General features: G+C 65.1%; 3 protein-coding genes. All 3 read right to left on the reverse strand.

The window, feature by feature from the left end; genetic code table 11:
* Positions 1-77 precede the first annotated feature (77 nt).
* From L6D77_RS03300 to L6D77_RS03310, 3 genes are read right to left on the reverse strand one after another with little or no spacing between them, the layout of a single operon-like run.
* On the reverse strand, positions 78-554 hold the full coding sequence (locus tag L6D77_RS03300) for a lytic transglycosylase (RefSeq protein WP_232880819.1): 477 nt from the start codon (positions 552-554) through the stop codon (positions 78-80).
* Positions 554-13,837, reverse strand: coding sequence for a hemagglutinin repeat-containing protein (locus L6D77_RS03305; RefSeq protein WP_236169967.1), 13,284 nt, complete (start codon positions 13,835-13,837; stop codon positions 554-556). The genes L6D77_RS03300 and L6D77_RS03305 overlap by 1 nt, the downstream gene beginning before the upstream one ends.
* A gap of 27 nt (positions 13,838-13,864) precedes the next feature.
* Positions 13,865-15,595: a ShlB/FhaC/HecB family hemolysin secretion/activation protein gene (locus L6D77_RS03310; protein ID WP_232880804.1), complete on the reverse strand. Its 1,731-nt coding sequence runs from the start codon at positions 15,593-15,595 to the stop codon at positions 13,865-13,867.
* Positions 15,596-15,821 lie beyond the last annotated feature (226 nt).

Genomic DNA, 15,821 nt, shown 5'->3' on the forward strand with positions numbered 1-15,821 from the left:
CCGACCAGTCGGGCACATGCCCCGCGTGGAATACAAATGTATGACACGTGGGGCAGTAGAAACTCACCCATCCTGTTTCATCTATCAGCCTTTATTACATTAGAGTAAAAACCAAATTTTGGAATTTTTTCATAGTTTCGAGACGGCTCAAAACTTGACCTGGCCTCTTCAAGCTCATGAGGATTAAACTTTTCTCGCCTAATAACAAGGTCACCCCCCTCATTAAAAATGTAGGACTCTCCACCTATGATCTCGTCTCCATCCGCTTCAAACTCCCGATGAGTCGCCATAGTCAAAAACAAGTTATCCGCATCTATGACCTGGAATTGGTAAGTCAAATACTCGCGACAATTCTTATCTAAAAACCCGACACCAACCATTCCTTTATCCATAGACAACTCAACAAAGCAGGATGGCGCGGATTCCGACCCAATAAGAGCCGTATATGGCTCACCCGATAGATGCCTAGAATGCGCCAAAGCCTCATCCATAAGCCCTAACGCAACCTTTTTCATCCGAAACCAAGACTTACAGTAATAAATAGGCAGCCCCATCAATACACCTTCCCATTAGTATCTCTAATTAAAACCCCTGCCTTATTAGCGGAGTCCAAGATGGCTTTTGGAATCACTCCATTCTGGGGAGGAACCTCTAGAATAACAGTACCCTGCAATTTTTGACCGCCCAAAGACCCACTAGAAGGGACTTTCGCAATGGTCGCGCCAGAAGGATATTTCGTAACAGCCTCACTTATGTAGCTCTTTGCTGTCGCCTCTGAAACCTCAGAAAGCTGTGTCAGTTTACGAGAGACGATTTCGCCTTTTATGGGATTATACGAATCAACACGATAATAGCCATTCCCGTCAGGTCGCAGAATATAAACTTCATTGTTCGGGTAGTTTTTAGACTGTAACTTATTAAACTCATTACCCGCATCAAGCCGTTGCAACCATTCAGGTTTAGACGATGGAACTACTGCATCATCTACCTTTCCAGTAGCGCCACCAACCGTTTTTGTCCCACCCAAAGCCTTGCCAAGCACAAGTCCCGCGCTGAATTTTAGGACATCCTCTCGGCTAGCGCCATTATCGACCAGCTTGACAATCCCCGGTACATCCACCGGCGCCAGCGTCGAACCCAGCAGTCCATCCTGGCGTGCCAGATTGTTGATTTTCTCCTCACTGAACCCTTGGCGTCGCCACTCAGCGACGAGCTCGCTGGCCCTGATCGCATCCAGGTATGGGTTGGCGATTCCGCCTAGCGGCGACCAGTCGGCACCGGACAGCGAATAGATATTGAGGTAATCGCCACCCTCGCCGTTACGTTGCCCCTCTTTCACCCCGTTCAACATGGTGACGGCATAGTCCGCCACCAGAATGTTGTACTCCTCTCGGCTTAGCCTGCCGCTCTGGTACATCCCCAGTATTTTCTCGCCGGCCTCCTTTTCCAGCTGGCGGTACTCGTTGCGAATATCTCGCTGGCATTCACCATTGCCCGCACAATTCTTGTACCTGGCCTGCAGTTCATCGATGCTACCGATGCCTTCAGCCTTGAGTTTTTCGTAAAGCGCACGGCTGGACGCATCCAGTCGTTCGACGCCGTATTTGTTCGTCAGGAAGTTGTTTTCTACCGCATTTCGCCCCGCACCCGCACCCGCGATGGCGTCGGCGCTGTTGCCCTCCACCAAGCCCCCTGCGAGGCCGGCCGCCAGCGTCGATAGCGCCGAGACAGTCTGCTTCTGCTCCTCGCTCAAGGCATTGCTGTCACTGGTGCCATACAGCTGCTGAGTGATCAGGCGCGCGACCAGCTCGCCTCCGGCAGCCCCGGCGGCCCCTGCTGCGGCCGAGTTGCCTTGAGCCTGAGCGACCACAGCCCCCAGCACGGCGTGAGCCATGACATTGAGCGCTACATTGTCACCCGTCGACTTCTTGATCAGCTGCGCCAGATACGGCGCCGAAGCCCCGGCCAGCGCGGAGCCGATATCGCCACCCGCAAGCCCTTGCAACGCGGCTGTGACCGCTTGGGTGACCCTCTGGTAATCACCACTGGTCCCATACTTGCCCATGATCCGCTGGTAGGCGTCTGTCGCCACCAACTGCTTCTGGTACGCCTTGAGGGTCTCTTCGTCTGCATCTGACGCTGGCGCCTTGGTGCCCTGGGCCTCAAGTTCGGCACGTGCCTCCTTGTCGGCCTTGAGTTTCCCTTCGGTGCGCACGATGTCCGACACCTGGTTGCCGATCTCACCGATCAACTGCACCTGCTGCAGGCGCCGCTGCTCCTTCTCCTTGTCGAAGATCGGGCTGATGCTGTCGTTGGCATGTTCGACGTCGTGGCTCAGGGTCGCGACATCCTGCTTCTGCTGGCCAGGGTCGCGGATTTCCAGGGTGCCCTCGGAGATCGCCGACGACGTGGTGCCGCTGGCGCTGCCACTGTGGTTGTAGGCGATCAGCGTGCCGCTTGGCATGTTGCTGGTGAAACCACTCGTACCATTGTTGCCGCCGCTGACACTGGCGCTGGCCATCTGGCTCTTGAACTCGGCCTTGTTCTCGATATCGCTCCAGCCCAGCGTGCCGGTGCTCAGGCGGTTCTTGTCGGCCTCGGCGGTGCTGGCGATGACGCTGCCGTCGAGTTGGGTGTGCTTGCCCACATCGATCTGGTAGCCACCCTTGCCGGCGAACAGCCCGGTCTGCTCCTGCACGCTCTGGTATTTGGAATCGAGTTTGTTCTGGCTGACGCTCAGGCTGCCGCTGGCACCCGTGCCAATGATGGCGACGCTCACCCCACCGCTGACGTTGGTCTGCTTGGACTTGTAGTCGTCGGTGTCCTGCAGGCTTTGCAGCGTCAGGTCGCGGCCAGCGTCGGCGACGACCTTGTCGGCATTGACCTGCGCCCCCTTGAGCGCGGTATCCCGCCCGCTGATCAGGGTCGCCTGGTTGCCGGCGTCCAGGGTGGTTTCGGTCCAGGTAGTGCCGTTGCCCTTCTCGTTGCCCGTGCCCTTGTTGGCATTGGCGAAGACGCTCAGGCCACCACCGTTGGGCCCCACACCCAGGCTCAGGCCAATCGCACCGCCGCTGCTGTTGTTCTTGCCGTCCAGCTTCTGCGTGTTGGCCGCAGCCTCCAGCAGGATGTCACGCTCGGCAGACAACAGCAGGTCGTTGCCGGCCTTGAGCTGGCTGCCCTGCACACGAATGTCACCCTCCGTGGCGTCACGGCCATTGCCGGTGGCGACGATGGTCAGGTCATTGCCGCTGGTCAGGCTGCTGCCCTGGCTGACCGTTTGTGTCTGGGTCTGCCGGGAGCTCGACTGCTGCCCACCCAGCGAGAACGCAATGCCGACGAACTGCCCGGCGTTGTCCGCCGTCATGCCGCCGTTCTGCTGCGCGGCCTGCCAGGCCTGGACGCCGGTCAGGCCGGCCTTGATGCCTTGGAGGGCCGAGAGACGGCTGTCTTCTTCCTGGGTCGCCTGCTTGGTGAGCTGGTAGGCGGTATCGACCGCACTGCCGACCGTGCCGGACAAGGCCAGGGTCAGGCCGCTGCTCTTGCTCTTGGCGGTCTGCTCGCTGGTGTTGTGGCTTTCGGCCGCGATGACCTCGACGTTCTGCCCGATCAGGGTGATGTCCTTGCCAGCGATCACCTCCGAGCCCTTCACGCTCAGGTCCTTGCCTGCCTCGATGGTGACATTGCCAAGCACGCTGCCGACGGTGCTGGCCTTGGCATTCTCGCTGGTGCTGGTGGAGGTGTTCTCCAGGCTGGTCGAGCCGAGGGTGAAGCCGATCCCACCGCTGCTGAGCAGGCCGGACTTTTTCTTCGAACTCGAGTGGCTTTGCTCGAAGGTTTCGGTGGCACTTTCGATCTGGACATTGCCGCCGGCCACCAGGCTGGTGTCATGGGTGGACACAATGTTGCTGCCCTGTACGCCGATATCCTGCCCGGCCTGCACGACCACCGTGTCGCCACTGACGGAGGAACCTACCTGGGTGACAGCACGGGAACTGTCGATGCGGATCTTCTGGCTGCTCGACAGCCCGGAACTGCTGGTCTTGGTCTTGCGGTAATAGCTGTAGTCGCTGTTCTCTTCGGCGACCAGGTTGACGTCGCCGCCCGCGTACAGGTACGCCTCATTGCCCGCCGTCACGCGGCTGGCGCTCAGGCCAAGGTCATCCCCCGCCTTCAACGCCACATTGCCGCCCACCGCCAGGGTGGTGGACACCTGCTGGACATGGTCCTCCTGGCTGGTGACTTTCTTCGTCTTGCCCGCCGAATGCTGCTCATTGGCGGCAGACATCAGGTCCAGGTCCCCAGTGGCCGTCATCGCCACATCGCGCTTGGCCTCGATCGCACTGGCCACGGCGCTGATATCGCGCCCGGCGCTGACGGTCAGGTCGCGCCCGGCCTGCAGGCTGGAGCCGTTCTGGGTCACGCTGGAGTCGCTGTGGCGCACACCCTGGTCGTTGCTGACCACCTGCTCCACCGAGCTCAGCCTGACATCGCGCCCGGCCTTGATGGTGGTGTCGGCAGCGCTGCTGAGCACGCCGCCGTTGTTGCCCAGGTCGCGCCCGGCGTTGATCGCCAGGTTGTTGGCCGCTTCGACGCGCGCGGCGTTGTCGACGAAGTCGCGCTGCTGGGTGTAGCTGCCGTTGCTGCTCTGGTGCGAGGTCAGGCTGCGTTCGTTGACCACGTCGCGGGTGGCGGCCAGGTTCACGTCGCGCCCGGCGATGATGCCCCCGGCCTTGTTCACCAGGTCGTTGCCGGCCAGCAGGTCGAGGCGCTCGCCCGCCTGCACCAGGCCGCTGTTGACCAGGTTGTTGCCGGCCTGGGCCGACAGGTTGTGGGTGGCGCGCAGGGTGCCGACGTTGTCCAGGTCCTGCCCGGCGATCAGGCTGACGTCGCTACCGGCGATCAGTGCGCCATTGGGCGCCAGGCGGTCGTTGGAATGGGCCAGGTAGAGCACCGGCACCAAGACCTGCTCGCCGTTCACCTCGGCGTTTTCCAGCCAGACGATGTCGTGGGTCAGGGCCGCCACCTGCTCGGAAGTCAGGCTCACCCCCACCGCGAGGTTGAGCTGCTGCTTGCTCTTGATGGCGTTGTCCATCAGGTACTTGAACAGCTTCTCGTCGGTGTCCTGGCCGTCGATGAAGCGCTGGCCGGTGCGGGCGACCACGGCCTGCTGCACCAGTTTCTGCTCGTAGAAACCATCGCCCAGGCGCTTGGCGCTGAGGTCGGGGTCGTAGCCGAGGTTGGCCAGCAGGTAGTCCGAGCTCATGAACTGCTTGAGGTCGGTGAGTACCGGGTTGGTTTCGATCAGGTACTTGTGCGGGTTGCTGCGCACGCTGCTGTCGGGAAGGCCTTGCACGCGGTCGATGCTGACCGGGCCGAGCGCCTGGCCGTTGATGGCGGACGCTTCGCGGATGCCATCGTTGACCTGCGAACGCCCCGGCAGCTGCGGGCCGGCACCGCTACCGGCCAGGCTGGTATCGATGGCGCTGGCGCCGGCGACGCTGCCTACCGGCGCGCGGGTGGCGGTGCTCAGCTGCGTGCCGCGGCTGGCCGCCTGGGTGGCGTCGGCCAGGTTGATGTCACGCGCCTGCACCAGCGGCAACGGCTGTTGGCGCTGCACGGCGCTCAGGCTGGCACCGCCCATGGTCCAGCTTTGCGGGCCGCTGTTGGCGGGCGCGCTGCCGGCCTCGCTGCTCAGGCGGAACAGGCCGTGCTGGCCGCTGGGCAGGCTGAAGCCCGGCAGCGCCAGCGGGTTGACCTGCTGTTGGGCCAGGTCTGGCGGCAACTGCTGATTGAGGGTGATCCGGGTGGCGAAGGCCGTGCCCGGTGCCGAAGTGTCGGTACGCGCGCCGCTGCCGATGTAGTCGTAGCCTGGGCGTACCACGCTGTTGCTGATGGCGTTGCCGGCGGTGATGCTTACCGCGCCACCGGCCTGCATCACGCCAGCGTAACGCTGGTCGCCACCGGCGAGCTTGCGGGTGCTGCCCAACCCGACCAGCTCCGCTTCGGTCATGCCGATGAACCCGGCCAGGGCGCCTTGCAGGCCACCGATGTCGTTAGGGTTGTAGCCTGCGCTCTGATACCAGTACCTGTTGGTAACGGCACTGGCGGCGCTGTACCAGCCACCGGCATTGCTGGTGCGCGCCGAGCGGAAGATGCGGGTGGTCTCGGTCTCTCCTGTTTCCACGCCGCGGTTGGTCAGGTTGTTGACCGTGGCCACCAGGCTGCCGCTGGCGGCGATGGTGCTGCTGCTGTTGAGCAGGTCGCCGCCGCGCAGGGTGAGGTTACCGCCAGTGGTGATGCTCGAAGCCGCACTGGCCTCGGTCACTTCGAACTTGTCGCGCTGGACCATCTCCCAGACGTAGTTGCGCTTGCCGCTGCAGTCGCCGGCGTTGTAGCCCTCGATACAGGTGGTCTCGCTGATCTTGGCGGTGTACACGCCCTTGTTGTCGGTCTTGAGCACCGCGCGCACGTTCTGGATGGTGCTGGCGGCGAGGCTCATCGAGCGATCGCTCTGCAACGAGCCGGAACTGTTGACGATGCTGCTGGCCAGGGTGCCTTGGCCGTCGCGGTCGACGCTCAGGCTGCCCAGGCTGTACACATCGGCATAGCTGTTGGTCAGGCTGTCGACGCGCAGGCCCATGTCGCCGCCGCTGAACAGCAGGCCATGGTCGTTGACCAGGGCGCCGGTGGTCAGGGTCATGTTCTGCCCCGCGCCCAGGGTGCCGCTGTTGTTGACCGCAGCGGCGCCGAGGGTCAGGCCGGCGCCAGAGGTCAAGCGCCCGGCGTTGTTCAATTGCCCGGCCACCGAGACGTTGGTCGCACCGCCCCCGGCGATGCTGGCGCTGCTGCCGAGGTTTACCTGCGCCGCCCCCAGGCCCAGGGTGCCACGGCTGCTCAGGCGGCCGTTGCCGGCGTAGGTGCCGCCCAGGTTCAGGCCAAGGCTGCCGTCACTGGCGATCAGGCCATCGTTGCTCCAGTTGCCGCCGCTGCCGAGCAGCGCTTCGCTGGCCAGCAACTGGCCGCTGGCGCTCTGGCTGAAGTCGCCGACATTGACTGTCAGGCGCCCGGCCTGGATGACGTTGCTGTTGTGCCAGCTGCCGGCGTTGAGGGTCAGGCCGCCGCGGGTGACGATGCTGCCGCCCGCACCGGTTACGTGGCCGGTGGCGATATCGAAGGTGCCACGGCCGACATGCAGCAGGCTGCCGCCGCCGTTGAGGAAGCTGCCAACGCCCAGGCTAAGGTCGGTGTTGGCGGTTTCCAGGGTGCCGTTGCGGTTGTCGAACTGGCCGGCGATCTGCAGGCTGGTGGCGCCACTGGTGCCAAGGGCACGCAGCTGGCCGGTCTGGTTATCGAGGCTGGCGGCCCTGATCGCCAGGGTGCTGTCGCTTTCGATGATGCCCAGGCGGTTGTTCAGTGCACCGCTGAGGTCGAGGTCGATGCGCTGGCCGGCGATCTGGCCGTCGTTGTCACCGCTGTTGTCGAAGTTGGCGCCACTGACCTGGACCAGGCCCTTGGCGTACAGGCCGCCATTGCGGTTGTCGAAGTCGCCGGTGGTAACCCGGGCATCGCCGCCCTGGGCGGCGATGCGCCCACCATAGTTGTCGATACCGCCCAGGGCCTTGAGGGTCAGGAACTGGCCCTGGGTGATGCCGCCCTGGCGGTTGTTGGCGAGGTCATAGCCGTTGCGCAGCACGCCACGCAAGTCGGCCGTCACGCCGCCGCCGACGCTGGCCAGCACACCGCCGCGGTTGTCCAGCAGGCCGGCGTCGACCTCGAGGTTGCCGCTGTCGGCGAGGATTCGGCCGCTCTGGTTGTCGATGTCGCCGGTCACCAGCTTCAGCGCACCCTGGCCTTGCAGGGTGCCCTTGCCATTGCCGAGGCTGGCCGAGCGCACTTCAAGGTCACCGCCCTGGCTGTAGATCAGGCCGTCGGCGCCGTTGTGCACGGCGCCGGTCACCACCACGGTCAGCGCCTGGCCAGCCGCAACGGTGCCGCGGTTGCGGTTGTCCAGGCTGCCGGCCAGCAGGCTCAGCAGCGCCTGGCTGACGATCTGCCCACCCTGGTTGTCGACCTGGGTGGCGCGCTCGATGCGCAACGGGCCAGCGCTGGCCAGCTTGCCGTGGGTGTTGGTCAGGGCGCCGAGCAACGCCAGGGTCACCGCGCCGTTACCCGCCAGGGTGCCGCCGCTGTTGTCCAGGGTGGTGGCGTTGAGGGTCACGGCCTGCTGGGCATTGATGCCGCCAGCGACATTGCCCAGGGTCATGGCGTTGAGGGTCAAGGCCGCGCCACTGTCGATCAGGCCGCCCTGGCCATTGTTGAGCAGGCCGGCGATCTCCAGGTGCTGGCCGGCGGCACTGGACAGGATGCCCGCACCGCTGTTGTCCAGGTTCGCCGCCGTGACCGTCAGGGCCTGCTGGCTGACCAGGGCGCCACCGCCACTGTTGAGCAAGTCGCCACTGACCTGGGCCTGCAGCGCCCCGCTGCGGCTGGACAGGGTGCCTTGGTTGCGGTTGTCGAGGCTGTCGAGGATGACGCCGAGGCCTTGCCAGCCCGAGACCAGGCCGGCCTGATTGAGCAGGCGCTGGGCGTTGACCGCCAGTTGCGCCTGGCTGATCAGCTTGCCGCCGCTGTTGTCCAGGGTGCGGGCGCTCAAGGCCAGGTCCTGGTGGGTGGACAGCTCGCCCCCCTTGTTGCTCAGGTCGCGCAGGTGGTTGATGGTCAGGGCGCCGTCGGTACGGATCTGGCCAGCGTCGTTGTTCAGGTCGCCCGTGGCGCTGCCCAGGTCGATGGCAATGGTGCTGCCGAGCAGCGCGCCAGCCTGGTTGTCGAGCGACTGGCTGGCGATGTCCAGCAGGCCGCTGGCGTTGACCAGCCCTTGCTGGCCGTTGTTCAGGCCACCCGCCAGTTGCAGGCGCAGCCCGCCGCGGCTGGTCAGGGTGCCGCCGCTGTTGTCCAGGCTCGCGGCCTGGGCATCGACGCTCGCTGCAGCCACCAGGCCCTTGATGTTGCTCAGGGCGCGGTCGATGCGCAGGGTCAGCGACTGGTTGCTCAGCAGCTTGCCGGCGCTGTTGTCCAGGCTGCCGGCGGCCAGGGTGAAGGCTTGGGCCGAGGAAATCTCGCCGCCCTGGTTGTTGACCTCGCCGAGCTGCTTGAGCACCAGCACTGGCGCATTGATCAAGCCCCGCCGGTTGTCCAGCAGGCCGTGGTTGAGGTCCAGGGTCAGGGCGCTGTTGCTGAACAGCTGGCCGCCCTGCTGGTCAAGGCCGCTGACGCTGAGTTCCACCGCGCCGTTGCTGCCGATGCGGCCGGCGTCGCGGTTGGTCAGTTGGCCGCTGGTCAGTTTCAGCTGGGTGTCGCTGTCGAGCCGGCCCTTGCGGCTGTTGTCCAGATCGGCGGTGGTGAGGGTAGCCGCGCCCTTGGCGCTGATGATGCCCTGGTCGCTGTTGTCGACATGGCCGGCCTTGAGCAGCAGTGCGCCATCGGTGAGCAGTTGGCCGCCCTGGTTGAGCAGGTCGGCCGTGTGTTCGAGGGTCAGCGCGCCGCCGCTGGAGATACTGCCGGCGCGGTTGTCGAGGCTGTCGCTGGCCAGGCCCAGGGTGCCTTCGGCATCGATCTGCCCTTCGCGGTTATCGAGCGCGCCGTGCAGGCTCGCCGCCAGCGCTTGCTGGGTTCGCAGCAAGCCACCGGCGTTGTCCAGGCTGTCGCCGGTCACGGTCAGGCCGGCCTTGCCCGAGAGCAGGCCCTTGCTGCGGTTGATCACCTCGGCCACGGTCAGCTGCAACTGGCCGTCGGCCAGGAGCTTGCCGCCGTCACTGTTGTCCAGGCGCGTGCCGTTCAGGGTCAGGTCGGCCTTGGCCGACAGCTCGCCGCCGCGGTTGTCCACGTTGGCCACGTGCAGATCGAGGCCTTGGCTCGCCGCCACCTGGCCGCCCTGGCGGTTGTCGAGGGCGTCGCCACTCAGCTGCAGGTTGTCACCGGCCAGCAGTTCGCCGGCCTGGTTGTCGAGGTTGGCGACCTTGGCCACCAGCGTGGCCTTGCCGGATACCAGGCCTTGCTGGTTGACCAGGCTGCCGGCCTGCAGGTCCAGGTGTTGATCGGCGATCAGCGTGCCGTTCTGGTTGTGCAGCTCGGCATCGACCACGAGCTTCTGGGTGCCGCGGCTGCTGATCATCCCCTGGCGGTTGTTCAGGTCATGGCTGCGCAGGTCCAGGCCATTGGCCGAAACCAGGCCGTCGAGGTTGTTCAGCAGCTGCTCGATGCGCAGGGTCAGGCCTTGCTGGCCGATCAGCTTGCCGTGGCTGTTGTCCAGGCTGCGGGCGGCCAGGGTGAAGGCCTGGGCGCTGGAGATTTCGCCGTTCTGGTTATCGACCTCGGCCAGCTGCTTGAGCACCAGCAGCGGTGCGTTGATCAAGCCGTTGTGGTTGCTCAGCCGCCCCTGGTTCAGGTCCAGGGTCAGGGCGCTCTTGCTGAACAACTCGCCGCCTTGCTGGTCAAGGCCACTGACGCTGGCCACCAGGGCCTTTTCGCTGGCGATGCGGCTGCCTTGGCCGTTGTTGAGCTGGCCGCTGGTCAGGTCGAGGCGATCGCCACTGACCAGGCGCCCGCCACTGTTGTTGTCGAAGGTCCCGGTATCGACCTTGGCCGCGCCCTGGCTGCTGAGCAGGCCACCGTCGCTGTTGCCCAGGCTTTGGCTGGCCAGCGTCAGGCCGGCGTCGCTGATGATCGAGCCCTTGCGGTTGAGCAGCGCGCCCTGGCTGGTCACGGCCAGGTCGCCAACGCTGGACAACTTGCCGGTGCTGTTGTCCAGGCGGCCGAGCGTGGCGCTCAGGCGGCCATCGGCGCTGATCACGCCCAGCAGGTTGTCCAGGCCGCCATCCAGGCGGATGTCCAAGGCCTGGCGGGCAACCAGCCGCCCCTCGCCGTTATCCAGGTACTGGCCGACCAGGTTCACCGCACCCTGGCCCGACAGCAGCCCCTGGTTGCGGTTGAGCACCTGCGTCACACGCAGGGTCAGTTCGCCGTCGGCGAGCAGCTTGCCGCTGTCACTGTTGTCGAGCTTGGCGCCGGTGACCGTCAGGCCGGTCTTGCTGGACAGCTCGCCGCCACGGTTGTCGACATCGGCAACCTCCAGCGTCAATGCCTGCTTGCCACCGACCTGGCCGCCGTTGCGGTTGTCCAGGCTGGCGCCGATCACGCTCAGGTCAGCGTCGGCCACCAATACACCTGAGTGGTTGGTCAGCGCTGTCACCTGGGCCACCAGCGCGCGCTGGCTGGAAATGCGCCCACCGCTGTTGTCCAGGCTGCTGCCTTCCAGGCGCACCGGGCCGGCGGCATTGAGCTGGCCGCCACGGTTGTCCAGGCGGGTCCCCTTGTAGGTCAGCGCCGCCAGGCTCTTGAGCAGCCCTTGCTGGCGGTTGTCCAACTGGTCGACATCGAGCAGCGCCTGCTGGTCCGCGCGCAGCTTGCCGGCGCGGTTGTCCAGGGTGGCGGCGTGCAGGTCGATGGCGCCCTTGGCGATGATCTCGCCCTGCTGGTTATCCAGCAGGCCATGGATGCGGGCGTTCAGGGCGGCGTCGCCGACCAGCTTGCCGGCCTCGCGGTTGTCGAGGCTGGCCGCCTCGAGCTCGATCTTGCCGGCAGAGCCGAGCAGGCCGTCGCGGTTGTCCAGGGCGCCGCGCAGGGCCAGGTCCAAGGCCGTGTCGCCGGTGACCTGGCCCTTGCGGTTGTCCAGGCTGGCGCCCTTGACGCGGGTGCTGCCGACGCTGGAGATCTCGCCGTTCTGGTTGTCGCTGGCGCCGGCCAGGGTCAGGGCCAGGTCGGCACGGCTGGTGACGGTGCCGTCATGGTTGTCCAGGCTTGCCGCACTCAGCGTGACGCCGCTGGCCGAGACCAGGCCGCTGGCGTTGTTCAACGCTTCGTCCAGGCGCACGCTCAAGCCCTGGTTGCCCAGCAGTTTGCCAAGGCTGTTGTCCAGGTTGCGCGCCACCAGCTCGAAGGCCTGGGCGCTGGAAATCTCGCCTTGGTGGTTGTTGACGCTGTCGAGGTTGCTCAGCGTCAGGCGCGGGGCGTTGATCAGGCCGCCCTGGTTGTTCAGGTGGCCTTTGTTGAGGTCCAGGTTCAGTTCGCCGAGGCTGGTCAGGCGGCCGCCATCGCGCTGGTCGAGCCCGCGCACATTGGCGGTCAGCGCCTGGTTGCTGGCGATGCGGCCGGCGGCGCTGTTGTTGACCTGGCCGGCCTTGAGGTCAAGGGTCTGCACGCTGGTGAGCGCGCCACCCCGATTGTCCACCGCGCCGCTGGCGGTCAGGCCCAGGTGCTGGCCGGCGCTCAGGGTGCCGGCGCGGTTCTCCAGGGTATCGACCTGCGCGCTCAGCCGGCCCTGGCTGGTCAGCTCGCCGGCGTTGTTGTCCAAGTGGCCGACGCGGGCGTCGATGGCCTGGTCAGCCTTGATCAGCCCACCCTGGCCATTGAGCAGCTGGCCGGCTTGCAGGTCGGCCTGGCCGGCGCTGAGCAGGCGGCCCTTGTCGTGGTTGTCCAGCACCCCGGCGCTGGCACTCAGTTGGCGTTCCGCGCTCAGCGTGCCGCCCTGGTTGCTCAAGGTCTGCGCCGCGCTGGCGTTCAGGTCGCGGCTGGCCACTACGCTCTGGCCGCGGTTGTCGATGTGCTGGGCGTTCAGGCGCACGTCACCGGTGGCGTTGCGGCTGTTGTCGGCGTTGACCCCGGCCTCGATGATGGCGTGGTTGGTCAGGCGGCCACCGCTGTCGAGGTCGATGCGCTGGCCAGCGACCAGGTTGGCGTGGTTGTCCAGGTCGCCCTGGGTCTTGACCTTGAGTTCGTTGCCGGCGTACACCGCGCCTGCCGCGTCAAGCTGGCCGGCATTGATCGCCACCGTGCCTTTGTCCGCCGTGACCTCGGCCATGCGCAGCTGGCCGTTGGCGTCGAGCTGGATATCGCCGCCACTGGCGATCAACTTGCCGTCGAGTTTCACCCCCACCCCGGCCTCGGTGCCCACCAGGGTGATGGCCCCGGCGTACATGCCGCCCAAGGCCGAAGAGTCGATGGCCAGTTGCGGTGCGTTCGCAGGGTTGGCAGCCCGCGCCGTGGCCTTGAGCGTGTGTGGGTCGACATCGTTGGCGCCGGCGATTACCGCCAGCTGGCGCGCCTGGATCTGCGCGTTGATCTTGGCACTGCGGGTGATGATCTCGAACTGGTCGACGTTGTTGGCATTGAGCCCCGCGCCTTCGATGGCGACACTGCCCTGCTCGACTTGATAGCGCTGCAACTGGCCGTTCTCTACCACCGGCTTGCCGGTGGTCAGGGTCGCCCGCGGGGTGTTGATGAAGCCGCAACCGTTACAGGTAACGCCATAGGGGTTGGCGACGATGACATGCGCCGACTGCCCCGCCACTTCGGTATAGCCTTTGAGCTGGCTGGGGTTGGCGCCGTTGACCTCGTTGAGGATCACGTTGGCCGAGCGGCCGCCCAGGTTGCTGTTGCCCAGGATGATCCCACCCAGCTGGGTAGCCTGGGTACGGTCGGTGGCGTTGTTGAGGATGACCCCCTGCTGGCCGACGTTGTAGTCGCTGAACCTGTTGTGCGACAGCCCAGAACCGCTGGGTGCGGCGATGTTGACAATCGGCACGCCGTTGCCTGCCTGGCCGAGGCTGGTGCCGCTGCCGTTGACCACGATGCCGTCGGCCATGGCCACCAGCGGCTGCCAGAACATCATGTTGGCCAGCATGAATGCCAGGCCACGCTTGGACAGGCCCCAGAAAGAGTCTCTGGGTTGCAGGGCAGCCGAAGGCTGGCGCACCAGGAAGGCGAACTGACGAACATCCATGTCGGGCATCTCGAGTGGAAAGCGGTGTTAAAGGAAGAAATCCAGGCGGAAATAAACCGGCGCCTCGCGCTCGAGCAGCCCGTCCGGGCGTTCGAGGGAGTGGGCGAAGGTCACACTGGCCGAGACATTGCGCCCGCGGGCGAACAACTCGAGCGAGTCGCTCGACACCCGGCCATGCTGGTCGCCGCTGTAGCGGTCGTGGCTGATCGCGCCGACGTCATAGCCAAGGCCCAGGCCGTACTCGGCCAGCACCGGGCGCAACCAGTCCCAGCCCACCTGGCGGCTCCAGCGCAGGTCGTTGCGCCAGTAGTAGCCACTGTCGCCGTTCAGGCTCTGGTCCTTGTAGCCACGTACCGAGGACTGGCTGCCCAGGCTCATGCGCTGGGGGCTGAACAGCCGGTCTTCGCTGCGCTGGCCGGTGACCAGGCTGCTGAACACCAGCGATTCGCCCAGCACCTTGAACGGCTGCAAAAAGCTGGCGGTAGCGGTGTACTTGCGATAACGCGCGTTGGGCAAGCGGTTGCCATAGTCATCGCGCTCACGCTCGCGCTGGGCGTCGAAGGCGCCGATACCCTCTTGCAAGCCCAGGTCGAGGTTGACGAAGGCGCCGCCGATGCGCCGGCCGTGGTTGATGCCGAACTGAGCCTCGCTGAGGCGGTGGCTGCTGTTACGCAAGCGGCTGTCTTCGATGTAGTTGTTGGTGCGCAGGTAACTCAGCCCGCTGTTGAGCGAGGTCTTGCTCAGCGAATCGCGGTGGATAACCCGTTCGAGGCGCAACTGATGGTTCTGGCTGTCGCCGGTCTGCTTGAAGTTGTAACTTGCCGCCTCGCCCAGGGCGCGGTACTCGCTCTGGCTGTAGCTGTAGCTGAGGTTCCACCAGCCGAATGGCAGGTTGTAGTAGAGCGAAGCGTTGCGCGAGGTCTTCTGGTGATCGCTGATGGCGTCGTGGCCACCGCGCAGCAGCAACTGGTCGGCCAGGCCCAAGGGGCTGTCCCATTCGAAGGTGCTGCCCCATTGCTGCTCGCCGGTGCTGCGCTGCCCTTCGTTGCTGCGCGACAGGCCGACCCGCCAGGGCTTCTGCGGGCTATTGGCGACCAGTACCTCGCTACCGCCCACGGCCTTGCCTGGGGTCAGCTGCATACGGGCCTGGTTGGAGGGCAAGCGATTGAGCTGATCGACCATCTGCTCGACCTGGCGCAGGTTGAGCAAGTCGCCCGCGCGGCCCGGGAAGGCCATGTCCAGCTCGCGCGCCGACAACTGGCTGCCTTCTGCAGGTTTCAGGCCTTCGAGACGGCCCTCCACCACGATGACTTTCAGGTGGCCACTGGAAAGGTCCTGCTGCGGCAGGTAGGCGCGGCTGGTGACCAGGCCTTTGTGGATGTAGAGATCGGTGATGGCCTTGAGCAGGGCATTGAGCTGCGCCACGCCCAGGCACTGGCCAAGGTAGGGCTTGAGCAGGCGCTCGCGCTCCGTGGCCCCAAGGGCATCGGCGCCCTCCAGCGCAATGTCGCTGATCGGGAAACAGCGGCTGTCTTCGGGCTTGGCCGAAGGGGCCGTGTCGCCAACCTTGCCAGGCAAGTCCTTGAGCTGCTCCAGGCGCCGCTGCTGCTCTTCGAGCAGGCGGTTCTGGCGGTCGCGAATCAGGTCCTGGTCGCCAGGGTTGTTGAACGACGCGGCACTGGCCACGTTGACGCAGACCACAAGCCAGGCACACAGCAGCCCACCACAGGTGCGCTGAGCCATAGAGGGGGAGAACATGTTCGATCCTTCGAAAGCGGAGCAGTAGGGCAAAAAAGCGATGATGCTATTTGGCCATTAACCTGACGTCAATAAACCATCGACGTGTGGTAGGTCTTTCTTGACCATCAACGCGGCCTCCCTGTTGTGCCCTCAGTTTGGCGCTGGATCATGCCCTATAAAGTGTGGGCTAGAGAGGGTGGTTATCGCGGTGGGTGGCTAACGTTGAGCCGGGCGTTCTGAGCAA

The sequence above is a fragment of the Pseudomonas parasichuanensis genome, from assembly GCF_021601385.1.
GTDB lineage: Bacteria > Pseudomonadota > Gammaproteobacteria > Pseudomonadales > Pseudomonadaceae > Aquipseudomonas > Aquipseudomonas parasichuanensis.

What these genes read in the sequence shown, in the direction of transcription:
- L6D77_RS03300 (WP_232880819.1), bottom strand. Translation starts at nt 554, where the DNA reads ATGGGGCTGCCTATTTATTACTGTAAGTCTTGGTTTCGGATGAAAAAG.
- L6D77_RS03310 (WP_232880804.1), bottom strand. Translation starts at nt 15,595, where the DNA reads ATGTTCTCCCCCTCTATGGCTCAGCGCACCTGTGGTGGGCTGCTGTGT.
- L6D77_RS03305 (WP_236169967.1), bottom strand. Translation starts at nt 13,837, where the DNA reads ATGGATGTTCGTCAGTTCGCCTTCCTGGTGCGCCAGCCTTCGGCTGCC.